Consider the following 21,397-nt stretch of genomic DNA (forward strand, 5'->3'; position numbering starts at 1 on the left):
TATCCCAATGGATCGGCGCTTGGCGGCGCGCGATCCGATCATGATCATGCAGCGTGTGGAGAATGAAGCATTCATGCGTCATTAGCCGTTATGCGACCAAAACCGTTCCGGCCAGAAACAGCACGGCATACAGGAAGCGGCGAATGGACGAATGCTTCCGCGATCTTCTCCGCATGGGGATCCCCTCCTCGGTTCGCGTTCTAGTTTAACTTATGCAAAAATTTTTCCTTTGTGCAACAATCGGACACGCGCTCGCCCGTTTTCGACCGCTTAACACAAAAAAGCACCCGGGACGGCTATTTCCGTCACCGGGATGCTTGATTGCCGCGATCGAGCCTTGCGTTACGGTGCCACGGCGGCGTGCTATTGCGTTTTTTCGACGGCATTCCCCGTCGGCGGCGATTTCTTCGGCACGCCGTTCAAGCCGATGTATTGGTCGTACGCATCGAGTATTTTGCGCGCGACCGGCGCGGCGCCGTCGGCGCCGAAGCCGCCTTCCGGTATGACGACCGCGACGGAGATGACGGGATCCTCGGCCGGAGCAGATGCGATGAATACCGAATTCTCTACGGTTTTGCCGCTGACCTGCTGCTGGGACGTTCCGGTTTTGCGGAGCACCTTGTACGGCGCGTTATTGAACTCCTTCACGCTTACCTTGAGCATGCCGGTCTCGATTTCTTTCCAATACGCATCCGGGAATTTGATCGTGCCGAGCACTTCGGGCCGAAATTTCTGCACGACCGTCCCGTCCGTATCGCGGACTTCCTTCACGAATTGCGGCTTCATCCGTTTGCCGTGGCTCGCGAGCGTCGCCGCGTACTGGGCAAGCTGCAGCGTCGTGTACCGCCCCATCTGGCCGAACGAAGCCAGAATAAGCGCGGATTGCGCGCTTGCATCCTTCTCCTCGTCGAAGTAGCCGATAACGCCCTTGCTCTCGTTCAGGAGGCCGCTCCCCGTGGCGACGCCGAGCCCGAATTGCTTGACGTAGCGATCCCAGACGTCGACGCCGGTCTTGGCGTCCTTGCGGTACAGGGCATCGCCGACCATCTTGGCCATGAACGGATTGGAGGAATGGGAGATCGCCGACGACGGGTCGAGCGTCCCGTAGGCATGCCCCTTAGCATTGCCGATCCTGCGGCGCGTGGCGCCTTCCTTCCCGTAATAGAACGACCCCGTGTCCGTATAGGTGCTGTTCGTCGTGAACAGCTTCTCGTTCAGGCCGATCAGCACGGACAACGGCTTCTGGGTAGAGCCGAGGAACACGATCGACGACGGATGCTTCCGCTGCTCCTTCGGATCGTCGTACGGACCGATGACCGGACTGATGGTCCCGTTCTGCAGCACGTATTTGATCGCGTTGTAATCGTCCGTGGAGATGCTGCCGCCTTCCCAGATGTTCGGATTGTAGTCCGGCATGCTGGCCATGGCGATCACCTTGCCCGTCTTGACCTCCATGGCCACGGCGTAGCCGGTCTTGGCGTTCGGCGCGCGTTTGTCCGTCGGGGTCGTCTGCAAATACTTCAGCTGGTCCATGATCGCCTTCTCGGTCGTTTCCTGCACCTGCCGGTTAATGGTCAAATAAATATTGTCGCCCTTGTCCGGCTTCGTCACGGTCGGCGGTCCGACGATGCGGCCCGCCGCGTTGACGGGGTACACCTTCAATCCGTTCTTGCCGCGCAGCACGTCCTGGTACATGAATTCTAATCCGTCGTATCCGACGTCTTCCTGCTGCAAATATTTCAGCCGCGGATCGGCCGTTTTGGCTTTGTCTTTGTAGAGGCCGTTCTCGGCGCCGCCGCCGAACTTCTTCAGATACCCGACGAGCTGAACGGCCGTATCGCCCGTATCGTAGTGGCGGATGCTCTCTTCGACGATGTCGATCCCCGTGTACAAATCGCGGTTTTCCAGGAAAAACGCGATCTCGCCCGGCGTCAGCCCGCTCTTGATCCGTCTCGGCACGGAAACCGTGTTCTTCTTGTAGTCCAAATCCATGTTCTTGATGATCTGCTCCAGCGTTACGGCCATCTTGGGGTCCCCGTGCCGCTGAAACACCTCGAGCAGCTTGCCGGCCGTCGCGATCGAGTTCTCCTTCTTCGCGCCTGGCTGGATGCTGTAATACAATGACTGCGTCGAAGTCGAATACGCGATCGCCTTGCCGCCGGAATCGTAAATGTTGCCGCGGATCGGCGGAATCAGCACGCTCGTGGAACCCCGACGCTCCTCTTCCTCGCGCAGCGAAGGACCGTCGACAAACTGCAGGATCGCCAACCGAACGATCAGCACGCTGAATAAGAAGAAGGTGGCAAAAAAGAATAAGTTCAACCGGAACGTGAAATTCCGCCGTCTCCGGATCTCCCGCTTCTGCGGATCGTCCTCCACGCGCAATAGCTCCTCTCCATGATTCCCTAAGCTTCGCGAATATGCGTATTCGCGAAGCCTTGCGGGTTAAACCAGTCGCCCGAGGAAGCCCAGGTCGCGTCAAGCGGGATCCACGCGCCGCCGCCGTCCGCCAGCTTCACTTCGTTCCAAGCGTGTGGGCCCGAGCCGCCGTCTCCGGTCAGGCCGACGCCCGTTACGACGCGCACGTCAAGTCCGACGGAACGCGCCATGACCGCGTACAATCTGGCCACGTCGATGCAGACCCCCTTCCGGGAAGCGAAGGTGTCGGTCGGCGACTGTTCCTTCCAGACGCCGCGATCGACATAATCGTTCGCCTTATCCCAGTCGTAGGCGATGCGCGTGCCGACCCAATCGTAGAGCGCGCGGGCTTTCTGCTCGTCGGTCGTCGAATTCTTGGTCACCGCGGCGGCCGCCGCTTCGATGTCCGGCGGAATCGCCGCGTCGATCACTTCGTACTTGCGTTCCAGGACGCGGCGGAACTCGGCTTCCACGGCGTCGCTGATCACCGGCCCGCGTTTGAGCACGTCGCCCGCCACGGGATCCAACAGCTCCGACGCCGTCTTATTATACAGCGCCGAAGCGCGGATCATGTCCGTGCCGAACGCGTTCGGCAGCACGGATACGTAGACGAACAGGCAGGCCATCACGATAAAGGCGCGGCCGCTGCCGAGCAAAGCGCCGATCATGGCGCCCGTCGTGCGGCTGGCCGTGCCGGAGAGCAGCTGCGATCCGCCTCCGCCCCGGCGGACGTCCGTGCTTCGATTCGGCAGGAGCGCATCGGCCAAGCCGAACAGCAGCGGCTCCAGCGCATGAAGCGCGAGCCTCAGCAGCGAATAAAGCAGCAGGAACAGCACGCCGAACCGCAGCAGCTCGAAGTCGCGCAGGCTCGTCACGACCGTGTACCAGAGCTGCTTCAGCGCGCTCAGCTCTTCCTTGGGCACGGCGATGCCGCGTTCCACCAGCCAGTCCCGCACGAGCGGCGACAAATACACGCTGCCCCTGCCCGCCAAGAGCAGCGACGCGATCACCGCGATCGCCTGCCAAATAAAAAAGAAAAGGTGCTTCGCCGAACCCGACGCACCTCTTCTCATGCCCGAAAACAAAGAGACAAGCAGGATGAGCACCACCATGAGCGCAACCGGTTCCGGTTTCAGCAGGGTTTGAACCCATGTATGCATGATGACGCCTCCTTTCGCCTATTAATCGCGTGCTTCCGTTCGGTCAAGCGCCGTCCAATCAGACGTTCTGCTTCGCCTGATCGATTAAGGCCTGGATCGTGGCGTCGATCTTCCACGTGCCGAGCGAAGCGCCCCGGAACGAAACCTTCACTTCCCCGTCGCCCGGCGTGCCGTTCAGCTCCAGATTCTTCGTCTTGACCGTGAACGTGCCGTCGCCGTTGTTCGTGAACGTCGCGTCCTGCGCTTCGCCCGCCATGGCCGAGATCGCTTCCTGCTTCACGCTGTCCGCGACTTTGGTGCCGATGGACTTGACGTCCTCCAGCGAGTAGCCGCTGTAGATAACGACGCCCGCGAGAATCGCGACGACGATCAGCCATTTGACGACCGTCTTCACGATGCGGACGACGATGAATAATACGACCAGCGCGATGACGAGAAACAGCCAATTATCTTTAAAGAATTGTACCCATGTATCCGTATCGTAGTTAAAATCAAAGCTCATTGCGCGCGCACGTCTCCTTATACCGCCGATAAGTCATTCTACCTCACATTATAACCCATCCCCCTGGGAGCGTAAACCAGGCCGGGCGCGACCTATCCAAGCTTTGACATATCCAAGCCTCCGTCCGCGTACAAGTAGTAACAATCCGTTTCATGCGCGCAAAAGGAGTGATTCGTCCTGAGAACCGCCATTTGGCTCTATTTGTTCCTGTTCGTCGCGTTCTTCGACCTGCATGCCCAATATCCGATCCTGACCCCGTTCGCGGTATCGCTCGGAGCCGCGCCGTCGTTCATCGGACTGATGATGGGGCTGTATTCCATCACCCACCTGCCCGGCAATCTCATCGCCGGCGTCGGGGTCGACCGGTTCGGCAGCCGGTTATTCATCGTCTTCAGCCTGGGAGCCGCCGGCGGCATCCTGCTCATGCAATCCCATGTCACGAATCCGTGGCAGCTGCTGGTGCTCCGTTCGATAAGCGGCTTCGTGCTCGCCTTTCTCTCGCCCGCCTGCATGTCGCTGCTCGCGCGCATCGCGACGGACCGCATGAAGCAGCGGAAGCTGATGGCCGGCAACGGGCTCGTCCATACGCTCGCGTCCGTCATCTCCCCGGCCGCCGGCGCCTACCTGGTCGCGCAGATCGGCTTCACGACCGCCTTCAACGTGTTGGGCTGGGTGCTGATCGTCACGGCTGCCTGCGCCTTGTTGTTCATCCGCGACGTGCCCCCGCAAAGCGAGCAGCCGGCGAAGGGTCTCCCGCATGTTCAGCAGGTGCAAGCGAACGCGGAGGCGATCGGCATGCGCGGCGAGCAAACGCCGAAAGAGCGGCCCCCAGCCATCCCGTGGCTGATCTTCCTGCTGCCGATCGCCATGAGCAGCGCGCAAGGGATCCTGTCGTTCGAGCTGCCGCTCATGTCGACGACCAAGGAAGGCATGATGACGACGGGCCTGCTGTTCTCCATCGTCAGCCTAGGCGCCCTGTTCACGCTCAGCATGCTCTTCCTGAACAAGCTGTCGCCATTCCTGCGCTCGCTTTGGGGCGCCTTCATGCTGGCGCTTACGTACTTCGCGATCGCGGCCGGCGCGCCGCTGCCGTTCTTCGTGCTGCTGTTCTTCCTCGGCATGGCGAAAGGCGTGATCTTCCCCGCGCTGTCCTCGCTGCTGATCGAACGCAGCGGCGGCGAGCGGTACGGCCGCATGTTTTCCATCCTGTCCATCGCCTTCTCCATCGGCGCTTTCATGGGTCCGATGCTGGCGGGTCAGCTTCGCGATTTCGTCTCGCCCTACTATATCGCGTTCCTCGGCTTGATGCTGGCGGTCTCGGTATTGCCCTTCTTCTCCGATCCGACGAAGCACCGGAACGCGCGGGACGCGGGCGCCCATTTTTCCCATTCTGGGTGATGGCACAGGGCTTCTGTCACTCCGGGGCATATAGTACTGTGTGGCAAGCGGCAGTGATGCTTAAATGCAAAGCGCCTTACGCCCTAGTCCTTATTAGGCGAAAGAGGGGTGACTTCACAATGTCTCAATGTGTAGAACCAATCCACGGCCATCATGGCTTCGGTCATATCGGCATTATCCTCGTGCTCTTCATCCTGCTCGTGATCGTATTTAGCGGCTGGTGCTAATCGAGATCGGAAAAACGAGAAAGACGGCTCGCCGGAATCCGGCAGGCCGTCTTTTCGTTTCGCGCGCGGATGCGGTAAGATGGCGGTAGAGGTGAACAGCCATGGATATCGTCCTGATCGTGGAAGGCAAAAACGACCGCAGCCGCCTTCGGCGCGTGCTCGGCGAGGAGGTCCCCATCCTCTGCACGTACGGAACGCCCGGCACGCTGCAGATCGAGAAGCTCCGCAGGCAGGCGGGGGACAAGCAGGTGTATATCTTTACCGACAACGACGCTTCCGGGCGGCGCATCCGCGGCATGCTCCGCGACGCCTTCCCCGACGCCGAGCACATCCATACGCGGCGCGGCTATCCGGGCGTGGAGAAGACGCCGGAGGAGTATTTGATCGAGCAATTGGAAAAGGCGGGCCTCGAGGCGTACATTACGTACCCGCCGCAGGGCGCCGCCATATGGAGCAAAGAGGACGGAATGTGATCCTTCGGCCGAAACTCGCCGTCCTCAAATATGAAGGAAATAAATCACGGCCGTCACCGTCAGGATGCTCAGCGCCGTCGAGAACAGCACGACCTGCGACGCGAATTCCGGTTCGTTGTCGTATTCCACCGCCAGCAGCACGCTGGAGAGCGATGTCGGCACGGCAGAAGACACGATGAGCGCTTTGGCCATCAGGCCGTCCACGTACGTGAAGCTGTTCGTTCGCAGCAGCCAGACGACGGCCAACGCGAGCAGCGGCGCGGCGACGAGCCGAAGCCCGACGGACAGCAGCACGTCCTTCATCTTCGGATGCCTGAACGTCAGCTTCATGCTGCCGAGCTGCACGCCGAGCGTGATCAGCGCCGTGCCGATGAACGCATTCGCCAAATAACCGATCGGCGTGGTGATCGGCTCCGGGATCCGTACATGCAGGGCATGCAGCAGCAACCCGAGCGGAATCGCGTAGATGACCGGCAGTCCAAGGATGGTCCGGACGATATCCCGCGCTTGCAGCCGATGGGAATTGACGTTGTAGATCCCGTATGTATTCGGGATGAGCGCCTGCATCATCATGATGAGCACCTGGACCGACAACGTGTACGGGTTGGCGGCGAACGCCAATTGATTGAGCGGAATGCCGTAATTCGCGCTGTTATAAAATAGCACGCTGTTGCGCATCGCTCCCCGCAGCGAAGGCGGCGTTCCGCGAAGCCGGATCGCCGTTTCGACGGCGGCGTACAACAGTAACATGAACAAGAAGAAGAAGAGCAGGACTTTCAGCAGCACGTTGCCCGAGATATCGGTCGTATACAATAAATTAAAAATGACGGCCGGCGAGAACAAATAAAAATTCAGCTTCGACAACGTCTTGATGTCCAAAGAAAAAACCCGATGCAGCGTGATGCCTAAAGCAATCATGACTGACAACGGGATTACGTTGTTCCATAGTATGGAGAGAAAAATCGTCATCGGCGCGTTACGCTTTCACGAGGGCGTCGATGACATCCACGATCTTGTCCGCGTTTTGCGACTCGTCGATGGAGCCCGTCATGTACTTGCGCACAACCCCTTCGCGGTCGACGAAGGTTATCGTGTCCGTATGCGTGAACAGGTTCGTCTTCTCGTCTTTCAACAGTCCCAGCCCGAAATCCTTCATGAGCTTCTCCGTATCTTCAGCGCTGTCTTCCCGAAGGAACTTCCAGCCGCCGGCGTCGATATCGAATTTGCTCGCGTACGACTTCAGCGCTTCCGTCGTATCCCGCTTCGGATCGAACGTCACCCACATGAACTCGACGTCCTTGCCGAACGTGCCCTTCTCTTTAAGCTTGTTCTGCACCTGCGTCATCAGGTAGGTCGTCGGCGGGCAGATGTCCGGGCAGTTGGCGTAGAAGAAATAAACGACCCGCACTTTGCCGTTCGTATCGTCCAAGGTGACCTGCTTGCCGTCCAAATCCGTCAGCGCGAAGCTCGGCGCCTTCAGGCTCTGATCCAGGTTGACTTTCGTGCCTTTCGTGGACGAGAGGTATAAATAAAGTCCCATCGCGGCGCATAGCAACAGCACCGCAATCGCAAATCCGTACTTCCGCATGACGTGCATGAAAGCTCCCCCTAACCGATCGCGCCGTTCGTATCCGCGATCATGATGAGGAACACGACCATCAGATAGTTAATGGAAATCAGAAAATTCGTTCTTGCCCACTTGGTGGTGTCCGCGGCGCGCAGGCCCATGATCGTATGAACCAGCCACAGAACGCCGCCGATCAGCGAAATAATCAGGAACGTGTACCCGACGTACTCGTAAGCGAACATCAGGATGCCGGTCGGAATCAGCAGCACGATATAGGGCAGCATCTGCCATTTCGTCCGCGGAATGCCTTTCACGACCGGGAGTAACGGAAAGCCCGCCGCACGGTATTCTTCGACGCGGCGAATCGCGAGCGACCAGAAATGCGCCGGCTGCCACAGGAACAAGAGCGCGAACAAGATCCATGCCCCGGCGTCGACCTCGTTCGTTACCGCGCAGTAGCCGATAACCGGAGGCATCGCGCCGGAAATGCCGCCAATGGACGTGCTCCATGTCGACGTGCGCTTCAGCCACAAGGTGTAGATGACGACGTAAACGAAAAATCCGAGCAGCCCCAGCCAACCTGTGAGAGGATTCACAAGCAGAAACAGCACGGCCACCCCGATGATGCCAAGGACGATGCCATAAACGAGCACGCCTGTCGGATGGAGTCGTTTTTGCGGAAGCGCGCGATTCTTGGTCCGTTCCATCTTCATATCCAAGTCGCGGTCCCAATAGTTATTTATGACGCATGCCGATGCCATCGTCAAAGCCGATCCGATAAGCATGTAGAGCAGCAGCAACCAATCGATGTTATCCCATTTCGAAGCGACCCAAAATCCGCCGAACGCAGCGATCGCGTTTAATCGTATGATGCTCGGTTTTGTCAGGGCCACGTAATCTTTAAGCACAGTCAGCCTCCCCGCTTCCGATCCCTCTGAGCGTCGTTTGCGCTCAATTTTTGTGTTTTAAAATCGTTCTTAATCATACCGAAAAAACAAGCTCTTGACAATGTTCGCGGTTCCTGTTCATGAATTTGACACCGGTTGGAACCATTTTGCCCAGCCCTCAATACACTGTCAATGTGGTTGATGGCCCAACTGAGCGAAAGGAAGTGGAAAGTTCAGCAATGGCAGTCGTTAAATCCAATTCGGAAGAAGTGAAGCTGCTGGCCCGGCTTCTGCGCGCCGAAGCCGAGGGCGAGGGAAACCTCGGCATGCTGATGGTCGGCAACGTCGGCGTCAACCGCGTGCTGGGCAACTGCTTGGATTTCAGAAATATCCGCTCGATTCAGCAGATGGTCTTCCAGAGCCCCGGAGGGTTCGAAGCGACCCAGAAGGGCTACTTCTACCAGGCTGCCCGCGACAACGAGATCGGGCTCGCCAAACGGGTCATTAACGGCGAACGGCGCTGGCCGGCCACGAACGCCCTCTGGTACTTCCGTCCGGCGAACAGCTGTCCGGCGACCTGGTGGGACCAAGGGCTGGTCGATAAATATAAATCCCACTGTTTCTACGCGCCCAAATCTTCCGATTGTCCAGCTGTTTATTGAATAAAGCCACACATTCACGAAAGCGAGGAATTACATCTTATGTCTAACGGTTACGGGTACAACACGGCGGTCAGTCCAGCAAGCACGGGGGGCTTCCCCGGTTACGGCGGCGGATGGCAGCAGCCGACGTCCATGTCCATGCCAATGCAAATGCCGGTCCAAATGCCGATGCAAATGCAGCAAATGCAATCGCCGCTGGTAGCGGGCGCCTCCACGCAGCCGCCGACCGTGCCGAACGGCTCGTTCGTCACGCCGTCCGGCGGCAACGTCGTCGCGATCCCGGCGTCGGAGGAGTCCTACGTCGAGAACATCCTGCGGATGAACCGCGGCAAGATGGCGACGTTCTACATGACGTACGAAAACAATCGCGAATGGAACGCGAAAGTGTTCCGCGGCATCATCGAAGCTGCCGGCCGCGACCACATCATCATCAGCGACCCGTCCACGGGCATGCGCTACCTGCTGCTGACCTTGAACCTCGACTACGTCACGTTCGACGGCCCGATCAACTACGCCTATACGTTCAACGGCGTCACGATCACGAACAACACGTCGCTTCCGTCCGGCACGGCGGGCACGACCGCGACTACGAGTTCGGTACCGCTCGGCCGTCCATAACCGGCTTGAACGTCCACGCATGGATTTTGGCGCTGCCTCCGGGTACCCAATCCGCCATTTCACGCCAAGAAGAACGCTCCCCGCAGCGTTCTTTTTTGATGTTCAGCGCCTCTTCCTCGTCCATCGCCTCCCATACCTCGACGAACAGCAAGGGCTGGTCCGTCCCCTCGTACAGCTTGAAACCCGCTTCCGTCCGGCGCGGCGCGATCCAGCCGCGGTACCGCTCCTCCGCCGACGGCTCGATATGATACTCGACGAAACAAATAAACATGAAATTCAGCCTCCCGTTATAATCGCCCACGATTCGGAAAATACTTAAGCGTACATATATGAAGTATACACAAAAACAGCATGCCATCTCAGCACGCACAATCGAGGAGGTTCAAAACTCATGGATAGCGGAACGCATTTGGTCATGGGAATCGGGCTTGCGGGGCTCGCCGCGGTCGATCCCGTCGTCGCTTCGGACCAGACGCTTTACGCGGCCGTCCTGATCGGCACGGTCATCGGATCGGAAGCGCCGGATCTCGACGGCTTGCTGCGGCTCAAGAGCAACGCCGCCTACATCCGCAATCATCGCGGCGCCTCGCACTCCATTCCCGCCGTCGCGCTGTGGACGATCGCCATTTCCCTGCTGGTGGAAGCGATATTCAAGTTTCGGCTTCCGTGGGTTCATATCGGAGGCTGGGTACTGCTCGCGGTATGCGTTCACGTGTTCTCGGATTTGTTCAATACGTACGGGACGCAGGCGGCCAGGCCGTTCACGCAAAAATGGATCTCGTGGAACATCATCCATATTTTCGACCCCGTCATCTTTATCTCGCATCTCATCGCGATCGTGCTGTGGGCGCTGCGAATAGGCGATCCGGCCATCGTTTTCCCGCTGCTCTACGCCGGATTGATCGTGTACTACATTTGGCGAACCGTCATCCACAAGACGCTGCAGAAGAAGCTCGTCAAGCTGGATCCGGGCTACGAGGAAGGCGACCGGTTCATCCTGATCCCGACGATATCGCTGCATGACTGGAACGTCGTCAAACGGCGCCCGGACGGCTACTTCTTCATCGGGGACTTCCGGCAGGGCAAGCTGCGCTGGATCGACAGCGCCAGATGCGGGGAGCATCCGGCCATCGAGAAATCCAGGAACGACCCGTCCATCCGCGCGTTCCTTTATTTCACTTCCTTTGCCTGCGCCGACGTGCAGGAGCGGGACTGGGGCTATGAGATCCGCTGGTCCGACGTCCGCTACAGGCACCGCAAGCAGTATCCGTTCGTCGGCGTGCTGCTGATGGATAAGGAGTACAAAACGCTCGGTTCCTATGTGGGCTGGCTGAGCGACGAACGGCTGCAGAAGCGGCTCAGAATGAATACGTATTGACTCGAGGGGCCTCTTCTTGCACAATAGAAGAGGTCTTTCGCTCGCGTCTTTCGAAAACGAAACAGCAGAAGCTCAAGGTCGCCCTTGAGCTTCTGCTGTTGCTTCTTATTATCCGGTTATGGATTAGCGGAATTGCGAAGAACCGGACAGTTGTTGCTCGGCGATTTGGACCAATTTACGCGTGATGTAACCGCCGAGGGAGCCGGCATCGCGAGTAGAAAAGTTGCCATAGTAGCCGTCTTGCGGGATTTGAATGCCCAGCTCTTGCGCGGCCTCGTACTTCAATTGATCAAGTGCTGCGCTTGCTTGCGGTACAACCAACGTATTGCTGCTGTTGCTACGTGCCATGTGGAATTTCTCCTTTCAACTCTTACGATGGTGTGTTGCAAACTTATTATGATTCGTTCGCGAGAAGAATATGCTAAACTCGCGCAAATAATTTATTACGTGAAGGAGTAGGTTCCCATGTCCAAGCCGATGGCGCTTTGTTTCGCCATATTCTCCGTGCTTTTAATGTGCGCCACAGCGATTTCCATCAGCTATAGCGGATGGCTCGCGGTCCTGTTTTTCGTCCTGACGATCTTCAGCATCGGCGCCGGTTTCATCGTCAACGCCAAAATGAGACGCCGCAGACAAGGGTAACCCCCGTCTGCGGCGCTCGTCTTTCTTCTCTATGCGGCATCGAGCCTAGCGGGGCAGCAGGAAGCCCATCTTCTCCTTGGCGCTGCGAAGCGTCGCGTTCGCGACCTCCGATACCCGCTCCGCGCCCTGCTTCAAGATAGCGTGAATCTCGCCGGAGCCGCGGATGTCCGCATACCGCCGCTGCAGCGGTTCCAGCTTCGCGACGACGTGCTCCGCCAGCTCCTTCTTGAACGCGCCGTAGCCTTGCCCCTCGTAGCGCGCTTGGATCTCCTCCAGCGTCATGTCCGCGCAGTGCGCGTAAATGCTCATCAAGTTGCTGACCTCCGGCTTCTCGGCCGGGTTGAAAATGACGTCTCGGCCGGAATCCGTCGTAGCCCGGCTGATCTTCTTGCGGATCACGTCCGGCGGATCGAGCAGCGCGATGTAGCTGGCCGGATTCGGATTGCTCTTGCTCATCTTCTTGGATCCGTCGTCCAAGGACATGATGCGCGCGCCGACCTTCGGGATGTACGGCTCCGGAATCGTGAACTGGTCGCCGAAGCGTTGGTTGAACCGCTGCGCCAGGTCGCGCGTCAGCTCCAGATGCTGCTTCTGATCGTCTCCGACCGGGACCAGATCCGCGTTGTACAGCAGGATATCCGCGGCCATCAGCGTCGGGTACACGAACAAGCCCGCGCCGACGGAATCTTTGCCGGTGGATTTATCCTTGAACTGCGTCATGCGTTCCAGCTCGCCCATGTAAGCGAGCGTCGTGAACAACCAGCCGAGCTCCGCATGGGCCGATACGTGGGACTGCGCGAACACGCTCGCCTTGGCCGGGTCGATGCCCGCGGCGATGAAGAGCGCCGCGACCGCTTCCGTCTGTTCCCGCAGCGCCGCCGGCTCCTGCGGCACGGTAATGGCATGCAAGTCGACGACCATGAAGAAGCACTCGTGCGTTTCCTGCAGCTTGACGAAATTTTGAATCGCCCCGATGTAATTGCCGAGCGTCAGCTGCCCGCTTGGCTGAATGCCTGATAATACGCGTTTCATTGCCTTCGTCCTCCTTTTTTTCCACGCAAAAAAAGCCCTCCGCCGCAAGGGACGAGGACCGTGGTGCCACCCTAATTCGCTTGCTCGCTATCGACGCACCATTGCGGTACACGGACGCGGCAAACCTCCAAGCTTCCTAACGCGAAGCGACTCGGCGGTGCATACGAAGCTCCCGGGGAGCTCTTTCCTCATCGCGGCTCGGGGATCCATTCGGCCAATCGGACGCCTGCGCCGGTTCGCACCACCCACCGGCTCTCTGAAGCGGCTATCCGCGCTTACTTGTTCCCGTCATTGCTTTAGCACGATTATACCTTGCGGATGGCTAAAGTCAAGAGGGGGTTCCCTTGCATCCCTATGTATAAATGTAACTTATAAGTTCACTTGCACTCCTAAGTTCAAATTCATCCTCTAAGTTCAATTGTACCCCCTAAATCCCCCTGAGGGGGACCCCGAGGGCTCCCGCCCTCTGGACACCCGGATGGTTGTCTGGTGACGTGCAGCGGCGTTTGTAGCGTTTCTGCGTGCTCGTGCTCGTATTTGTCCCTTTGGGACAAGACTTTTGTTCCTCTTGGCCCTTCGGGGTCCCCCCTACATCGCCTTGGGGGGACCCCGAAGGACTTCCCGCCCTCAGGACACCCGGATGATTATCTCGTGACGGCTGTGGCGCTTGTGGCGCTTCTGCGTGCTTGTGCTCGTATTTGTCCCGTGCGTCGCCCCAGCTTTTTCGAATGTCGCGGCCTAGCGTTCGTCGCCTTAGGCACCGTGCATTTGGATGCGGCACGATCGCAGTTCCCTTTCGTACTACCGCTTCTAACAAAGGACAAGTCTTCCCGCCCTCCTGCATAGGATTAAGGATAACCTCCGTTTGTCCCTTCGGCAGGTTGGTTAATGATGGTTGAAACGATGAAAGGAGGAGTTTCACATGGCTAATCCTTGGTCCGTGCCCGATTCGGAGAAATCCAAGCTTCGCGATGCCGGAACCGCGCCGCGTGCGGGCGCCCGTCCCGCTTCTTCGGTCGATCGGCCCCGGCAGCGCAGCCGGATGGGGGTTATTTCGTTCTCGAAACATCTGTATTGCCGGTTCCAAGACGACGATGTCCAAGCGATGGGAGCTCAATTGACGTATTATTTGATCCTGTCCTTCTTCCCTTTCCTGATTTTCATCATCGCGGTGCTCAGCTTCGCCGATCTGACGGTGAACGACGTGATCGACCGCATTCGGCCCGTGATGCCGCAGCTGTCGACCGAGACGATCGCGGACGCCTTCGAGGAAATCCAAAGCTCCCGCAGCGGCTCCCTGCTGTCGATCGGCCTCCTGGTGACGATCTGGTCCGCCTCGAGCGGCGTCAGCGCCATCATGAAAGCCCTGAACAAAGCCTACGATGTCGAGGAATCGCGTCCGTTCTGGAAGGTAAAGGCGTACTCGCTGCTGTTCACCGTCGTGCTCGCGCTCGTGATCGTGTTCAGCCTCGTGATGCTCATCTTCGGCCGCATCATCGGCGACATGCTGTATAAAGAAACGCGCCTGCCCGGCAACTTCGACGCGCTCTGGAGCGTCGCCCAATTCGTGCTGCCGATCGCCGTGATGGCCGTCCTGTTCGTCGCCTTGTACCGGTATGCGCCCAATCTGCGGCTGCGGTTCCGCGAGGTGCTGCCGGGCGCGCTCTTCGCGACGTTCGGCTGGATCGCGACATCGCTCGCGTTCTCCTTCTACGTCAACAACTTCGGCAGCTACTCCAAAACCTACGGAAGCATCGGCGGCATTATCGTCCTGCTGACCTGGCTGTATCTGTCGAGCATCATCATCGTGATGGGCGGCGAGATCAACGCGGTGCTGCATTTCGACCGGAACGGCAAAACGAAAGACAATTGCAAGCAGTTTTCCATCCCCGTCCCGCTGTTCTTCCGCAACAAGAAATAACCTTATCGCGGTTCAAGGCGACCGCGGCCATCGCGCTGCGTCCCGACACCATCGAGCCGCTGAACGAATTCCCCTGTAGCGCGGAGGATCGAGCACGCAAAAAGCCGCAGCGGACTTCGCTGCGGCTTTCCTTCGTCTACCATCGTTGCTTCATTTTATTGAATCTGCTTCAAATAAGAAACCAAATCCTTGATTTCCTTGTCGGACAAATCCGACGTATGGCCATGCTCGTCGCCGGCCCGTTTGATCACGTCCTCCAGCGTCGGCGCGCTTCCGTCGTGGAGGTAAGGCGCGGTCGCATAGACGCCGCGCAGGGTCGGCGTATCATAGAAGCCGCGCTCGCGCTTGTTGGCGAACGCGCCGCGCGCGTCGCCGGCATAATCGACGTCCGCGGCGTTGACCGTGCCGACGTTATGCAGGAAGTCCTTGTTGTCCGTCGTCAGCCGTCCGTCCGCCCCTTTGGCATTGGCGCTGTCAGTCATTGCGTCGGTCGCGTGGCAGGCGATGCACTGCGCCTTGCCTTCGAATATCGCCTTGCCCCGCTGCCCGTCCGCGGTCAGCTGCCCGTCTTCCGTCCGGAATGGGCTTTGCGGCACCGGAAAGGCATCGGGCATGCGCATGTACGCGGCCAAAGCGTCGAACAGCTTCTTCGCGTCCGCGGGCAGCGGCTTGGCCGGGTCGACCTCGCCGAGGCCGCCCATCTCGCCCTGCACCGTATGAATGTAATCGTCGAACTCGTCGCGGCTGCCATCCCACATGAACAAGCCGGTATCGAACGCGAGCACGTTGCTCGGGATGTTCCGCGGCCCTTTGCCGGTCATGATGGACAACCGGTCGACCTCGCCGTCGGAATGGCAGGAGGCGCAGCTCATCCAATTGCTGCCCGTCAGCGCGTAATCGTCGGAGTTCGCGCTGTAGAACAGCGTCTTGCCGAGACGCTGCTGCGCGTCCAGCCGATCCTTCGCGATCAGCTTCAGCGGCTCGCCGTCGACGCGCGCCTGCCCGCCCTCTTCGTCCGCGGGAGGAAGCGCGACGACGGTGAGGTCATGAGAGCTCGCATTGTTGATATACAGCTTACTGCCGTCCTTCGACATCACCATGCCGATCGGCAAATCCCCCGGCAGGTGATGAATGATTTGGCCGGCTCTGCCGCCCCGCGCCAGATCGAATACGAGCAAGTCCTCGCTGCCGCCCATAAGCGCGTACGCCTTCTTCCCGTCGGGCGAGAACACGATGTCGGTCGGATTGGAGACGATGATCGTTTTGCCGAATTTATCCTTCACGTCGATGGCTTTGAACAATTCCTTGCGCGACTTGGCCTCCTCCTCGCCGGTCTTCGCGTCCACCACGGACAGCGCCGGAAAAATCACTTCCTCGAACTGGACCGGCGTATCGGTATTGGTCAGCAGATGCGCTTCCCATAACGAGCTGCCGTCCGGCGTCAGGCGCAGCTGCTCCACCGTATTCGGCTTGCCCTGGCTTTTCTTCCGGTCCGGCAGATCGGGAGAAGGCGCAAGCGCGCGGTCGCTCAGCAGCTTCATCGAAGCCGTCTCGTATATCGACGTGTCCGCGGTCAAATAATCCGAGACGTACAGCTTCGCCCCGTCCGCCGAAATCGCGACCGCGCGCGGATTATCGCCCGCTTTCTCCTGCTTCAGCACCTTCCGGCTGCCCGTATCGACGACGGAAACGGTGCCGGAGCGGTAATTGGTCACGTACAGCGTCTTACCGTCCGGGCTCTCCACGATGCCGTAAGGCTCGATGCCCGTCTTGACCGATCCGAGCACGGCGCCTTTATCGATATCGACCCACTCCACCGAGTTCGCGTAACGGCAGGTGACGTAGAGCGTCTCGCCGTCGGGCGACAGCGCAAGCTCGCGCGGTTCTTTGCCGACGGCGATCTCCTTGACGACTTTGCGGTCCTTCGCGTCGACGACGGAAACCGTATTCGTGTCGCCGTTCGCGATATAAAGCGTGCCTCCGTCGGCGCTCATGACGATGCTGCTGCCGGATTGCGGAGCCGGGGCGGCCTTGTCCCCCGAGCCGGAGCATGCGCTTAACAACGCCATGGCGGCGAGTGCACCCGCACCCGCCGCCAGTTTGATCGCACGCCGCCCGTTATTTGGAAACTTCAACGGGGAGAAGTATCGGCGCAATCCCATTATCACCATGTCCCTTCTGAATCTGAGGCACCGTATCGCCGTCGGTATTGCCGGAATCGTCGCCTTCTTTGTAGACGTCGCCGGTATCCCAGAATTCGCTGGCCTGCATGCCTTCGTCGAGTTTCGGTCCGTTGACGACTTGCTTGAAGAACGTCACGTATCGGTCTTGGATCGCGTTCTGCTCGAGCGCTTTCGGCGCGTCCGCGTCGCCGCTCGTGTTCTTCAAATGCTCCAGCGCCAATCGGAACACGGCGGATACCCCGCCGGCCGCGAACGCGTCGTACTTCGCTTCGTCGCCGCTTGTTTTGTAGGCCTTCAGATCGTCGTCCCACAGCTTCTCGTCCATGGCGACATACAGCTTGCGGGCGGCGTCGCGGTATTTCTCGTCCTCGGTCACGAGGAAGGCGGAAGTCAAGCCGCGGATCGCGCCGATTTGAGCTTCAAGCGAAGTATCCTTGCTCGCTTCGCCCTTCGCCGTGTCGTAGCCGGTAACGGCCAAGCCGTCTTTGTTGATGAGCGAATTCAACATGAAGTCCGCCTGCTTCACGATCATGTCCTTCGCGGCCGCCCCCTGCTCCGTCTTCAACCCTTCGGCGGCATCGCCGTTGGCGTAACCGACCGGCAGCCCGTCGATGGCGCGCTCGAACATGCGAAGCGCTTCGATCGTATAACCCGCTTGGAACGTATCCACCTGCGCGCCCTGCTGATCGCCGTCCGATTCCGTGACGAACGCGCCGGCCTTCTCGTTCCAATGGCGGTTCTTCACGTTGTCGAACACGGCCAGCAGCACGTCATGCGCAACGGTGTACGGATCCGTGGACGCGATGTCGTTGCCGTCGTCGGCGTCCGTATTCACGGCGGGAGCCGCAGGGAACGGATCGCCGTCGAACACCCGCGCGAAGGCCGGATTGCGGTTCGGATTCGCCGGACGCTGGTCGGTCATGCCGAAGAATTCCGACGTCGGCCAAAGCATCAGCCACTGGTCCTGCAGCAGGCTGCGGCCGTCGGAGACCTTCAGGCTCTTGACGCCCGCGAAGTCTTTGTTGCCGTCTTCCTCCACGTCGATCGTATGCGGCAGGTAGCCGCCGAAAGCGCCGGACAAGGCCCCGATGGACTTGGAAGACGCGTTGTAGAACAGATTGTCGCGCACGTACAGCAGCTTGTTCCATACTTCGTCGGTCAGGATCATGCCCTGCATGCCGTCCACGGAGCTAACGCCGAGCTTCAAGCCTTGGTCGGCTTCCGGGCCTTCCTTGGCGGTGGAAGCATCGACTTCCTCGTCGCTCTTTGCGTCGTGCAGGTTGCCGAGGAAGTCTCCCGCCCATAACGACTGCTTCAGCATCGTGCCGCCATACGCGGCCGGAACGAGCTGTTTCTTCATTTTATCGCGGTTCCAGCGAAGCGAGGAGAAATCGATCTGATAATTGGGAATATACGATCCGTCTTCGCCGTCCGCGTATTTGCCGGTATCTACCTTCTGACTATATTGCGGATCGCCGGACGCGTACTCGATGAACGTCGGGAACATGTTCTGTTGGATGTCTTCCGCCGGCTGGCCTACGCTGTCGGCCATGTGCTGGAACCGCGAAGCGAGCAGTTCGTTGTTCGCGACTCCGGCTGCCTTCGCCTCGAGCGACGTCGCCGGACCGTTGGCCAGATGAAGGCCGAGACCGGACTTCTCGACGACCTCGTACATCGCCTCCTCGGAGTACTCGTACGATTCGATGCCCGCCTTGTAATCGAAAGCCGTCGGCTGGTCGATTTTGCCGGCGTCCAGGACGTCGAGATCGACGCCGAGCGACTCTGCCAGCGGCTCGCCGGAGAGCTCGAACTCCGCGTAAGCGAACATATTGCCCGCCGTATCAAAGCTGTAATCGGATACTTTCACGTGCACGTCGTTATCGCTGCAGCCCGATAAGGCGACGGAACAAGCAAGCAGTGCCGAAACCGCTGCGGCTCCGGTCGTTTTCTTGCGTGAATTCATGAGTATAAGTCCCCTAACCTATAAAAAATTATGGATGCATTTTACTAACAATGATAATCATTATCACACAAGCGAATTCTACTCTTTTTGCTCGGGATTGGCAACGGTTTTTTGAAAGGTTGCCGATTTTGCCGAGAAGTTTGTCCTGCGCGCGAACAAGCCCGCATACCCTATTCTTAACGAAGGTTGCGAAGGCCGAAGGGCCGTCCGGCGAAGCGATCCGAAGAGGAGGCAGCGGTAGCGTGCATGATTTTCAGCATATATTCATCAGCATCATTATTGAAGCTTTTCCGTTCATCCTGCTTGGCGTCCTCGCCTCGGCCGTGCTTCAGGTATTCGTGTCGGACCGGCTCGTCGCGAAGCTGACGCCGCGCAATCCGGTGGCGGGCGTGCTCTTCGGCAGCCTGCTCGGCCTGCTGCTACCCCTCTGCGAATGCGGCATGATCCCCATCGTGCGAAGGCTGATCCGCAAGGGCATGCCTCCTTATATCGGCATGGTGTTCATCTTCGCCGGGCCTATTCTCAACCCCATCGTGTTCGCCTCTACCTTCAACGCGTTCCGGTCCGAGCCTTCCATCGCGTACGCCCGCATGGGCTTGGCATTGGTCGTTTGTTTGCTGCTCGGCCTGGCGCTTTACGTCTTCATGAAGCGAAGCCCGCTGAAGCTGGGGCTCCATTCCTTCGTTTCGGGAGGCTCCAGGCAGCCGGACGATCATTACCAATACAATCACGGTCATTCGGGCGGCGGAATCCGGGACCGGGTTCAGGCGACGTTCACGCATGCCTCCGACGAATTTTTCGACATCGGCAAATATTTGATCATCGGGGCGCTGCTCGCGGGGCTCGTGCAATCCTCCGTCAGCCCGGAGCTGCTGCAAACGGTCAGCGGAACTCCGGCGCTCGCCTCCCTGTTCATGATGGCGGCCGGCTTCGCGCTGTCGCTGTGCTCCACCTCCGATGCCTTTGTCGCATCGTCGTTTCACGGCATCTTCGGCCCCGGCGCGCTGCTGGCCTTTCTCGTCTTCGGACCGATGGTAGACGTCAAAAGCCTGCTGCTGCTCTTCGCCGCCTTCCGCAGCAAAATCGTCGTCGGCATCGTCGTCTTCCTGTTCGCGGCGGTGTGGATCGGCTCCATGCTGGCGGAGAAGCTCGTATTCGGAATCTAAGGAGGTCTTCCGTCATGTCGACCAGGCAGCGAAGAGCCATCGTCCACCACTTGATCCGGTGCTGCATCCTCGGCGCGTTCGGCTTCTACATCGTCTTTCTTGTCCGCACGGGCAGTCTCGCCGGCTATGTCGAGCCGAATCTCGCCGCCGCGGTCAAGCTGTCCGCGATCGGCTTGTTCGCGACCGCGATCTACCAGCTGCATGCCGCCTTATCGGAATGGCAGGGCTACTCCCCCGAAGCATGCGATTGCAATCATGAACCGTCCCCGTCCTTCGCCGCGAACCTGATCATATACGGCCTTTTCGCGCTTCCGATCGTACTAGGCTTCGCCATGTAAATTGGAAAAAATTACAATGTTGAATTGACAGACTATTTCGCATAATTGCTTCCAGCGTATCCATACTAAGGGTACACAAAGGAGGTGATTACGATGGCTTCCAACCGCAGCAGCAATTCCCTGCTCGTGCCCCACGCCATGGCGGCGCTTGACCAAATGAAATTCGAAGTGGCGCGCGAAATCGGCGTTTCCATTCCGCAAGACGGCTATTACGGCGATATGGCAACCCGCGACGCAGGCGCGATCGGCGGAAACATTACGCGCAAACTCGTGCAAATGGCGGAAATGCAACTTGCAGGCAGAGCTTCCCGTTAACGGCTAAGCGACGACCTCCGGGGGCAATATGCCGAATAGGAACGAAAAAAGCTGCCCCAGCGTTCCGAGGCAGCTTCTTTATTATGTAATCAAGATTATGTATTCAAGGCGCGTCGCGCAGTTGTTGACCGTATTTCGGCGTGTACCGGAACATATTCGCCAAATTGTAATTGGATTCGAACATAATGCTTGCCGACCAGGCCCCGGACCGGACCGAGAAATCGTACAAAATCTCGCCGTGCGTCCAATTGCGCTTCAGCTTTATGGAATCGACCGCCATGTGGCGGAAAGCCTGCACCTGCTCCCGCGTCATTCCCTGCTCCGAAGTGCCGATTCGTCCGTTCTTGCTTTCGATCGGATTGTGGCGAACGCCGTATTTTCCGACGACGTTGTTCCGTATTTGAATGATAACGGTCCCCGCCAGCGAATGCAGCAGCTCTTCTTCCAATTGTTTGAACACGTAATCAACTTGTCGAGTTAAGGCCATTTCATCCTGCTCCATGTGTATACGCCTCCGCAATCCCTGATTTAGATGTATTTTCCATCT

Annotated in this window: 23 protein-coding genes; 11 read left to right on the top strand and 12 right to left on the bottom strand. The window is 58.8% G+C overall.

From position 1 onward, the window contains the following. Nucleotides 1-363 precede the first annotated feature (363 nt). The 3 genes from GT019_RS20265 to GT019_RS20275 are packed head-to-tail and all read right to left on the bottom strand — an operon-like array spanning nt 364 to nt 4,080. Complete coding sequence (locus tag GT019_RS20265) at nt 364-2,379, bottom strand: peptidoglycan D,D-transpeptidase FtsI family protein (RefSeq protein ID WP_161745017.1); 2,016 nt, start codon at nt 2,377-2,379, stop codon at nt 364-366. Between the two features lie 26 nt (nt 2,380-2,405). Beyond that, nucleotides 2,406-3,578: a transglutaminase domain-containing protein gene (locus GT019_RS20270; RefSeq protein ID WP_161745018.1), complete on the bottom strand. Its 1,173-nt coding sequence runs from the start codon at nt 3,576-3,578 to the stop codon at nt 2,406-2,408. A 58-nt stretch (nt 3,579-3,636) separates the two neighbouring features. Next, on the bottom strand, nt 3,637-4,080 hold the full coding sequence (locus tag GT019_RS20275; protein ID WP_161745019.1) for a hypothetical protein: 444 nt from the start codon (nt 4,078-4,080) through the stop codon (nt 3,637-3,639). Between the two features lie 177 nt (nt 4,081-4,257). Here GT019_RS20275 and GT019_RS20280 point away from each other — a divergent pair, with 177 nt between their 5' ends. From GT019_RS20280 to GT019_RS20290, 3 genes are all read left to right on the top strand, one after another. Next, the gene (locus GT019_RS20280) at nt 4,258-5,478 is read left to right on the top strand and encodes an MFS transporter (protein ID WP_161745061.1); all 1,221 of its coding nucleotides are present in this window, start codon (nt 4,258-4,260) and stop codon (nt 5,476-5,478) included. Between the two features lie 119 nt (nt 5,479-5,597). Next, on the top strand, nt 5,598-5,705 hold the full coding sequence (locus tag GT019_RS20285; RefSeq protein WP_161745020.1) for a sporulation protein YjcZ: 108 nt from the start codon (nt 5,598-5,600) through the stop codon (nt 5,703-5,705). Nucleotides 5,706-5,806: 101 nt separating this feature from the next. Continuing rightward, nucleotides 5,807-6,178 (top strand): toprim domain-containing protein, encoded by a 372-nt coding sequence (locus GT019_RS20290; RefSeq protein ID WP_161745021.1) that lies wholly within the window; start codon nt 5,807-5,809, stop codon nt 6,176-6,178. Between the two features lie 24 nt (nt 6,179-6,202). On the opposite strand, the gene GT019_RS20295 is transcribed toward GT019_RS20290, so the two are convergent. Genes GT019_RS20295 through cyoE form a run of 3 tightly spaced genes read right to left on the bottom strand, consistent with a single transcriptional unit; the run spans nt 6,203 to nt 8,701 of the window. Continuing rightward, nucleotides 6,203-7,147, bottom strand: a complete 945-nt coding sequence (locus GT019_RS20295; RefSeq protein ID WP_161745022.1) for an AEC family transporter — start codon at nt 7,145-7,147, stop codon at nt 6,203-6,205. 7 nt (nt 7,148-7,154) lie between these two features. Beyond that, nucleotides 7,155-7,775 carry an SCO family protein gene (locus GT019_RS20300; RefSeq protein WP_161745023.1) on the bottom strand — a complete coding sequence of 207 codons (621 nt, stop codon included), beginning with the start codon at nt 7,773-7,775 and terminating at the stop codon, nt 7,155-7,157. A gap of 11 nt (nt 7,776-7,786) precedes the next feature. Then, nucleotides 7,787-8,701 (bottom strand): heme o synthase, encoded by a 915-nt coding sequence (gene cyoE / locus GT019_RS20305; RefSeq protein WP_161745062.1) that lies wholly within the window; start codon nt 8,699-8,701, stop codon nt 7,787-7,789. Between the two features lie 170 nt (nt 8,702-8,871). Here cyoE and GT019_RS20310 point away from each other — a divergent pair, with 170 nt between their 5' ends. Beyond that, nucleotides 8,872-9,294 (top strand): cell wall hydrolase, encoded by a 423-nt coding sequence (locus GT019_RS20310; RefSeq protein ID WP_161745024.1) that lies wholly within the window; start codon nt 8,872-8,874, stop codon nt 9,292-9,294. 39 nt (nt 9,295-9,333) lie between these two features. Beyond that, a complete protein-coding gene (gene gerQ, locus GT019_RS20315; RefSeq protein ID WP_161745025.1) occupies nt 9,334-9,912 on the top strand; it encodes a spore coat protein GerQ in 579 nt (192 codons plus the stop codon). On the opposite strand, the gene GT019_RS20320 is transcribed toward gerQ, so the two are convergent. Beyond that, the gene (locus GT019_RS20320) at nt 9,881-10,183 is read right to left on the bottom strand and encodes a hypothetical protein (protein WP_161745026.1); all 303 of its coding nucleotides are present in this window, start codon (nt 10,181-10,183) and stop codon (nt 9,881-9,883) included. The two genes, gerQ and GT019_RS20320, sit on opposite strands and share 32 nt — an antisense overlap. Before the next feature lie 120 nt (nt 10,184-10,303). Between GT019_RS20320 and GT019_RS20325 the strand changes: the two genes are divergently transcribed. After that, nucleotides 10,304-11,290: a metal-dependent hydrolase gene (locus GT019_RS20325; RefSeq protein WP_161745027.1), complete on the top strand. Its 987-nt coding sequence runs from the start codon at nt 10,304-10,306 to the stop codon at nt 11,288-11,290. A 123-nt stretch (nt 11,291-11,413) separates the two neighbouring features. Here GT019_RS20325 and GT019_RS20330 read toward each other — a convergent pair whose 3' ends face one another. Continuing rightward, nucleotides 11,414-11,638, bottom strand: coding sequence for an alpha/beta-type small acid-soluble spore protein (locus GT019_RS20330; protein WP_161745028.1), 225 nt, complete (start codon nt 11,636-11,638; stop codon nt 11,414-11,416). 117 nt (nt 11,639-11,755) lie between these two features. Between GT019_RS20330 and GT019_RS20335 the strand changes: the two genes are divergently transcribed. After that, nucleotides 11,756-11,932: a DUF5325 family protein gene (locus GT019_RS20335; protein ID WP_161745029.1), complete on the top strand. Its 177-nt coding sequence runs from the start codon at nt 11,756-11,758 to the stop codon at nt 11,930-11,932. A 45-nt stretch (nt 11,933-11,977) separates the two neighbouring features. On the opposite strand, the gene trpS is transcribed toward GT019_RS20335, so the two are convergent. Further along, nucleotides 11,978-12,964, bottom strand: coding sequence for a tryptophan--tRNA ligase (gene trpS / locus GT019_RS20340; protein ID WP_161745030.1), 987 nt, complete (start codon nt 12,962-12,964; stop codon nt 11,978-11,980). Nucleotides 12,965-13,886: 922 nt separating this feature from the next. Here trpS and GT019_RS20345 point away from each other — a divergent pair. Beyond that, nucleotides 13,887-14,885 carry a YihY/virulence factor BrkB family protein gene (locus GT019_RS20345; protein WP_161745031.1) on the top strand — a complete coding sequence of 333 codons (999 nt, stop codon included), beginning with the start codon at nt 13,887-13,889 and terminating at the stop codon, nt 14,883-14,885. A 155-nt stretch (nt 14,886-15,040) separates the two neighbouring features. Here GT019_RS20345 and GT019_RS20350 read toward each other — a convergent pair whose 3' ends face one another. After that, nucleotides 15,041-17,020 carry a beta-propeller fold lactonase family protein gene (locus GT019_RS20350; protein WP_407945094.1) on the bottom strand — a complete coding sequence of 660 codons (1,980 nt, stop codon included), beginning with the start codon at nt 17,018-17,020 and terminating at the stop codon, nt 15,041-15,043. Continuing rightward, the gene (locus tag GT019_RS20355; protein ID WP_161745033.1) at nt 17,004-19,031 is read right to left on the bottom strand and encodes a hypothetical protein; all 2,028 of its coding nucleotides are present in this window, start codon (nt 19,029-19,031) and stop codon (nt 17,004-17,006) included. The genes GT019_RS20350 and GT019_RS20355 overlap by 17 nt, the downstream gene beginning before the upstream one ends. Before the next feature lie 242 nt (nt 19,032-19,273). On the opposite strand from GT019_RS20355, the gene GT019_RS20360 reads away from it, so the two are divergent. The 3 genes from GT019_RS20360 to GT019_RS20370 all read left to right on the top strand — a co-directional run bounded on the left by GT019_RS20360 (nt 19,274) and on the right by GT019_RS20370 (nt 20,850). Continuing rightward, the gene (locus tag GT019_RS20360) at nt 19,274-20,197 is read left to right on the top strand and encodes a permease (RefSeq protein ID WP_161745034.1); all 924 of its coding nucleotides are present in this window, start codon (nt 19,274-19,276) and stop codon (nt 20,195-20,197) included. 14 nt (nt 20,198-20,211) lie between these two features. Next, a complete protein-coding gene (locus GT019_RS20365; protein ID WP_161745035.1) occupies nt 20,212-20,535 on the top strand; it encodes a DUF1980 domain-containing protein in 324 nt (107 codons plus the stop codon). A gap of 93 nt (nt 20,536-20,628) precedes the next feature. After that, nucleotides 20,629-20,850, top strand: a complete 222-nt coding sequence (locus GT019_RS20370; protein WP_161745036.1) for an alpha/beta-type small acid-soluble spore protein — start codon at nt 20,629-20,631, stop codon at nt 20,848-20,850. Nucleotides 20,851-20,953: 103 nt separating this feature from the next. Here GT019_RS20370 and GT019_RS20375 read toward each other — a convergent pair whose 3' ends face one another. Further along, nucleotides 20,954-21,352, bottom strand: coding sequence for an O-methyltransferase (locus GT019_RS20375; RefSeq protein WP_161745037.1), 399 nt, complete (start codon nt 21,350-21,352; stop codon nt 20,954-20,956). Nucleotides 21,353-21,397 lie beyond the last annotated feature (45 nt).

Source organism: Paenibacillus glycinis (assembly GCF_009909185.1).
In the GTDB taxonomy this organism is placed as follows: Bacteria; Bacillota; Bacilli; order Paenibacillales; family Paenibacillaceae; genus Paenibacillus_Z; species Paenibacillus_Z glycinis.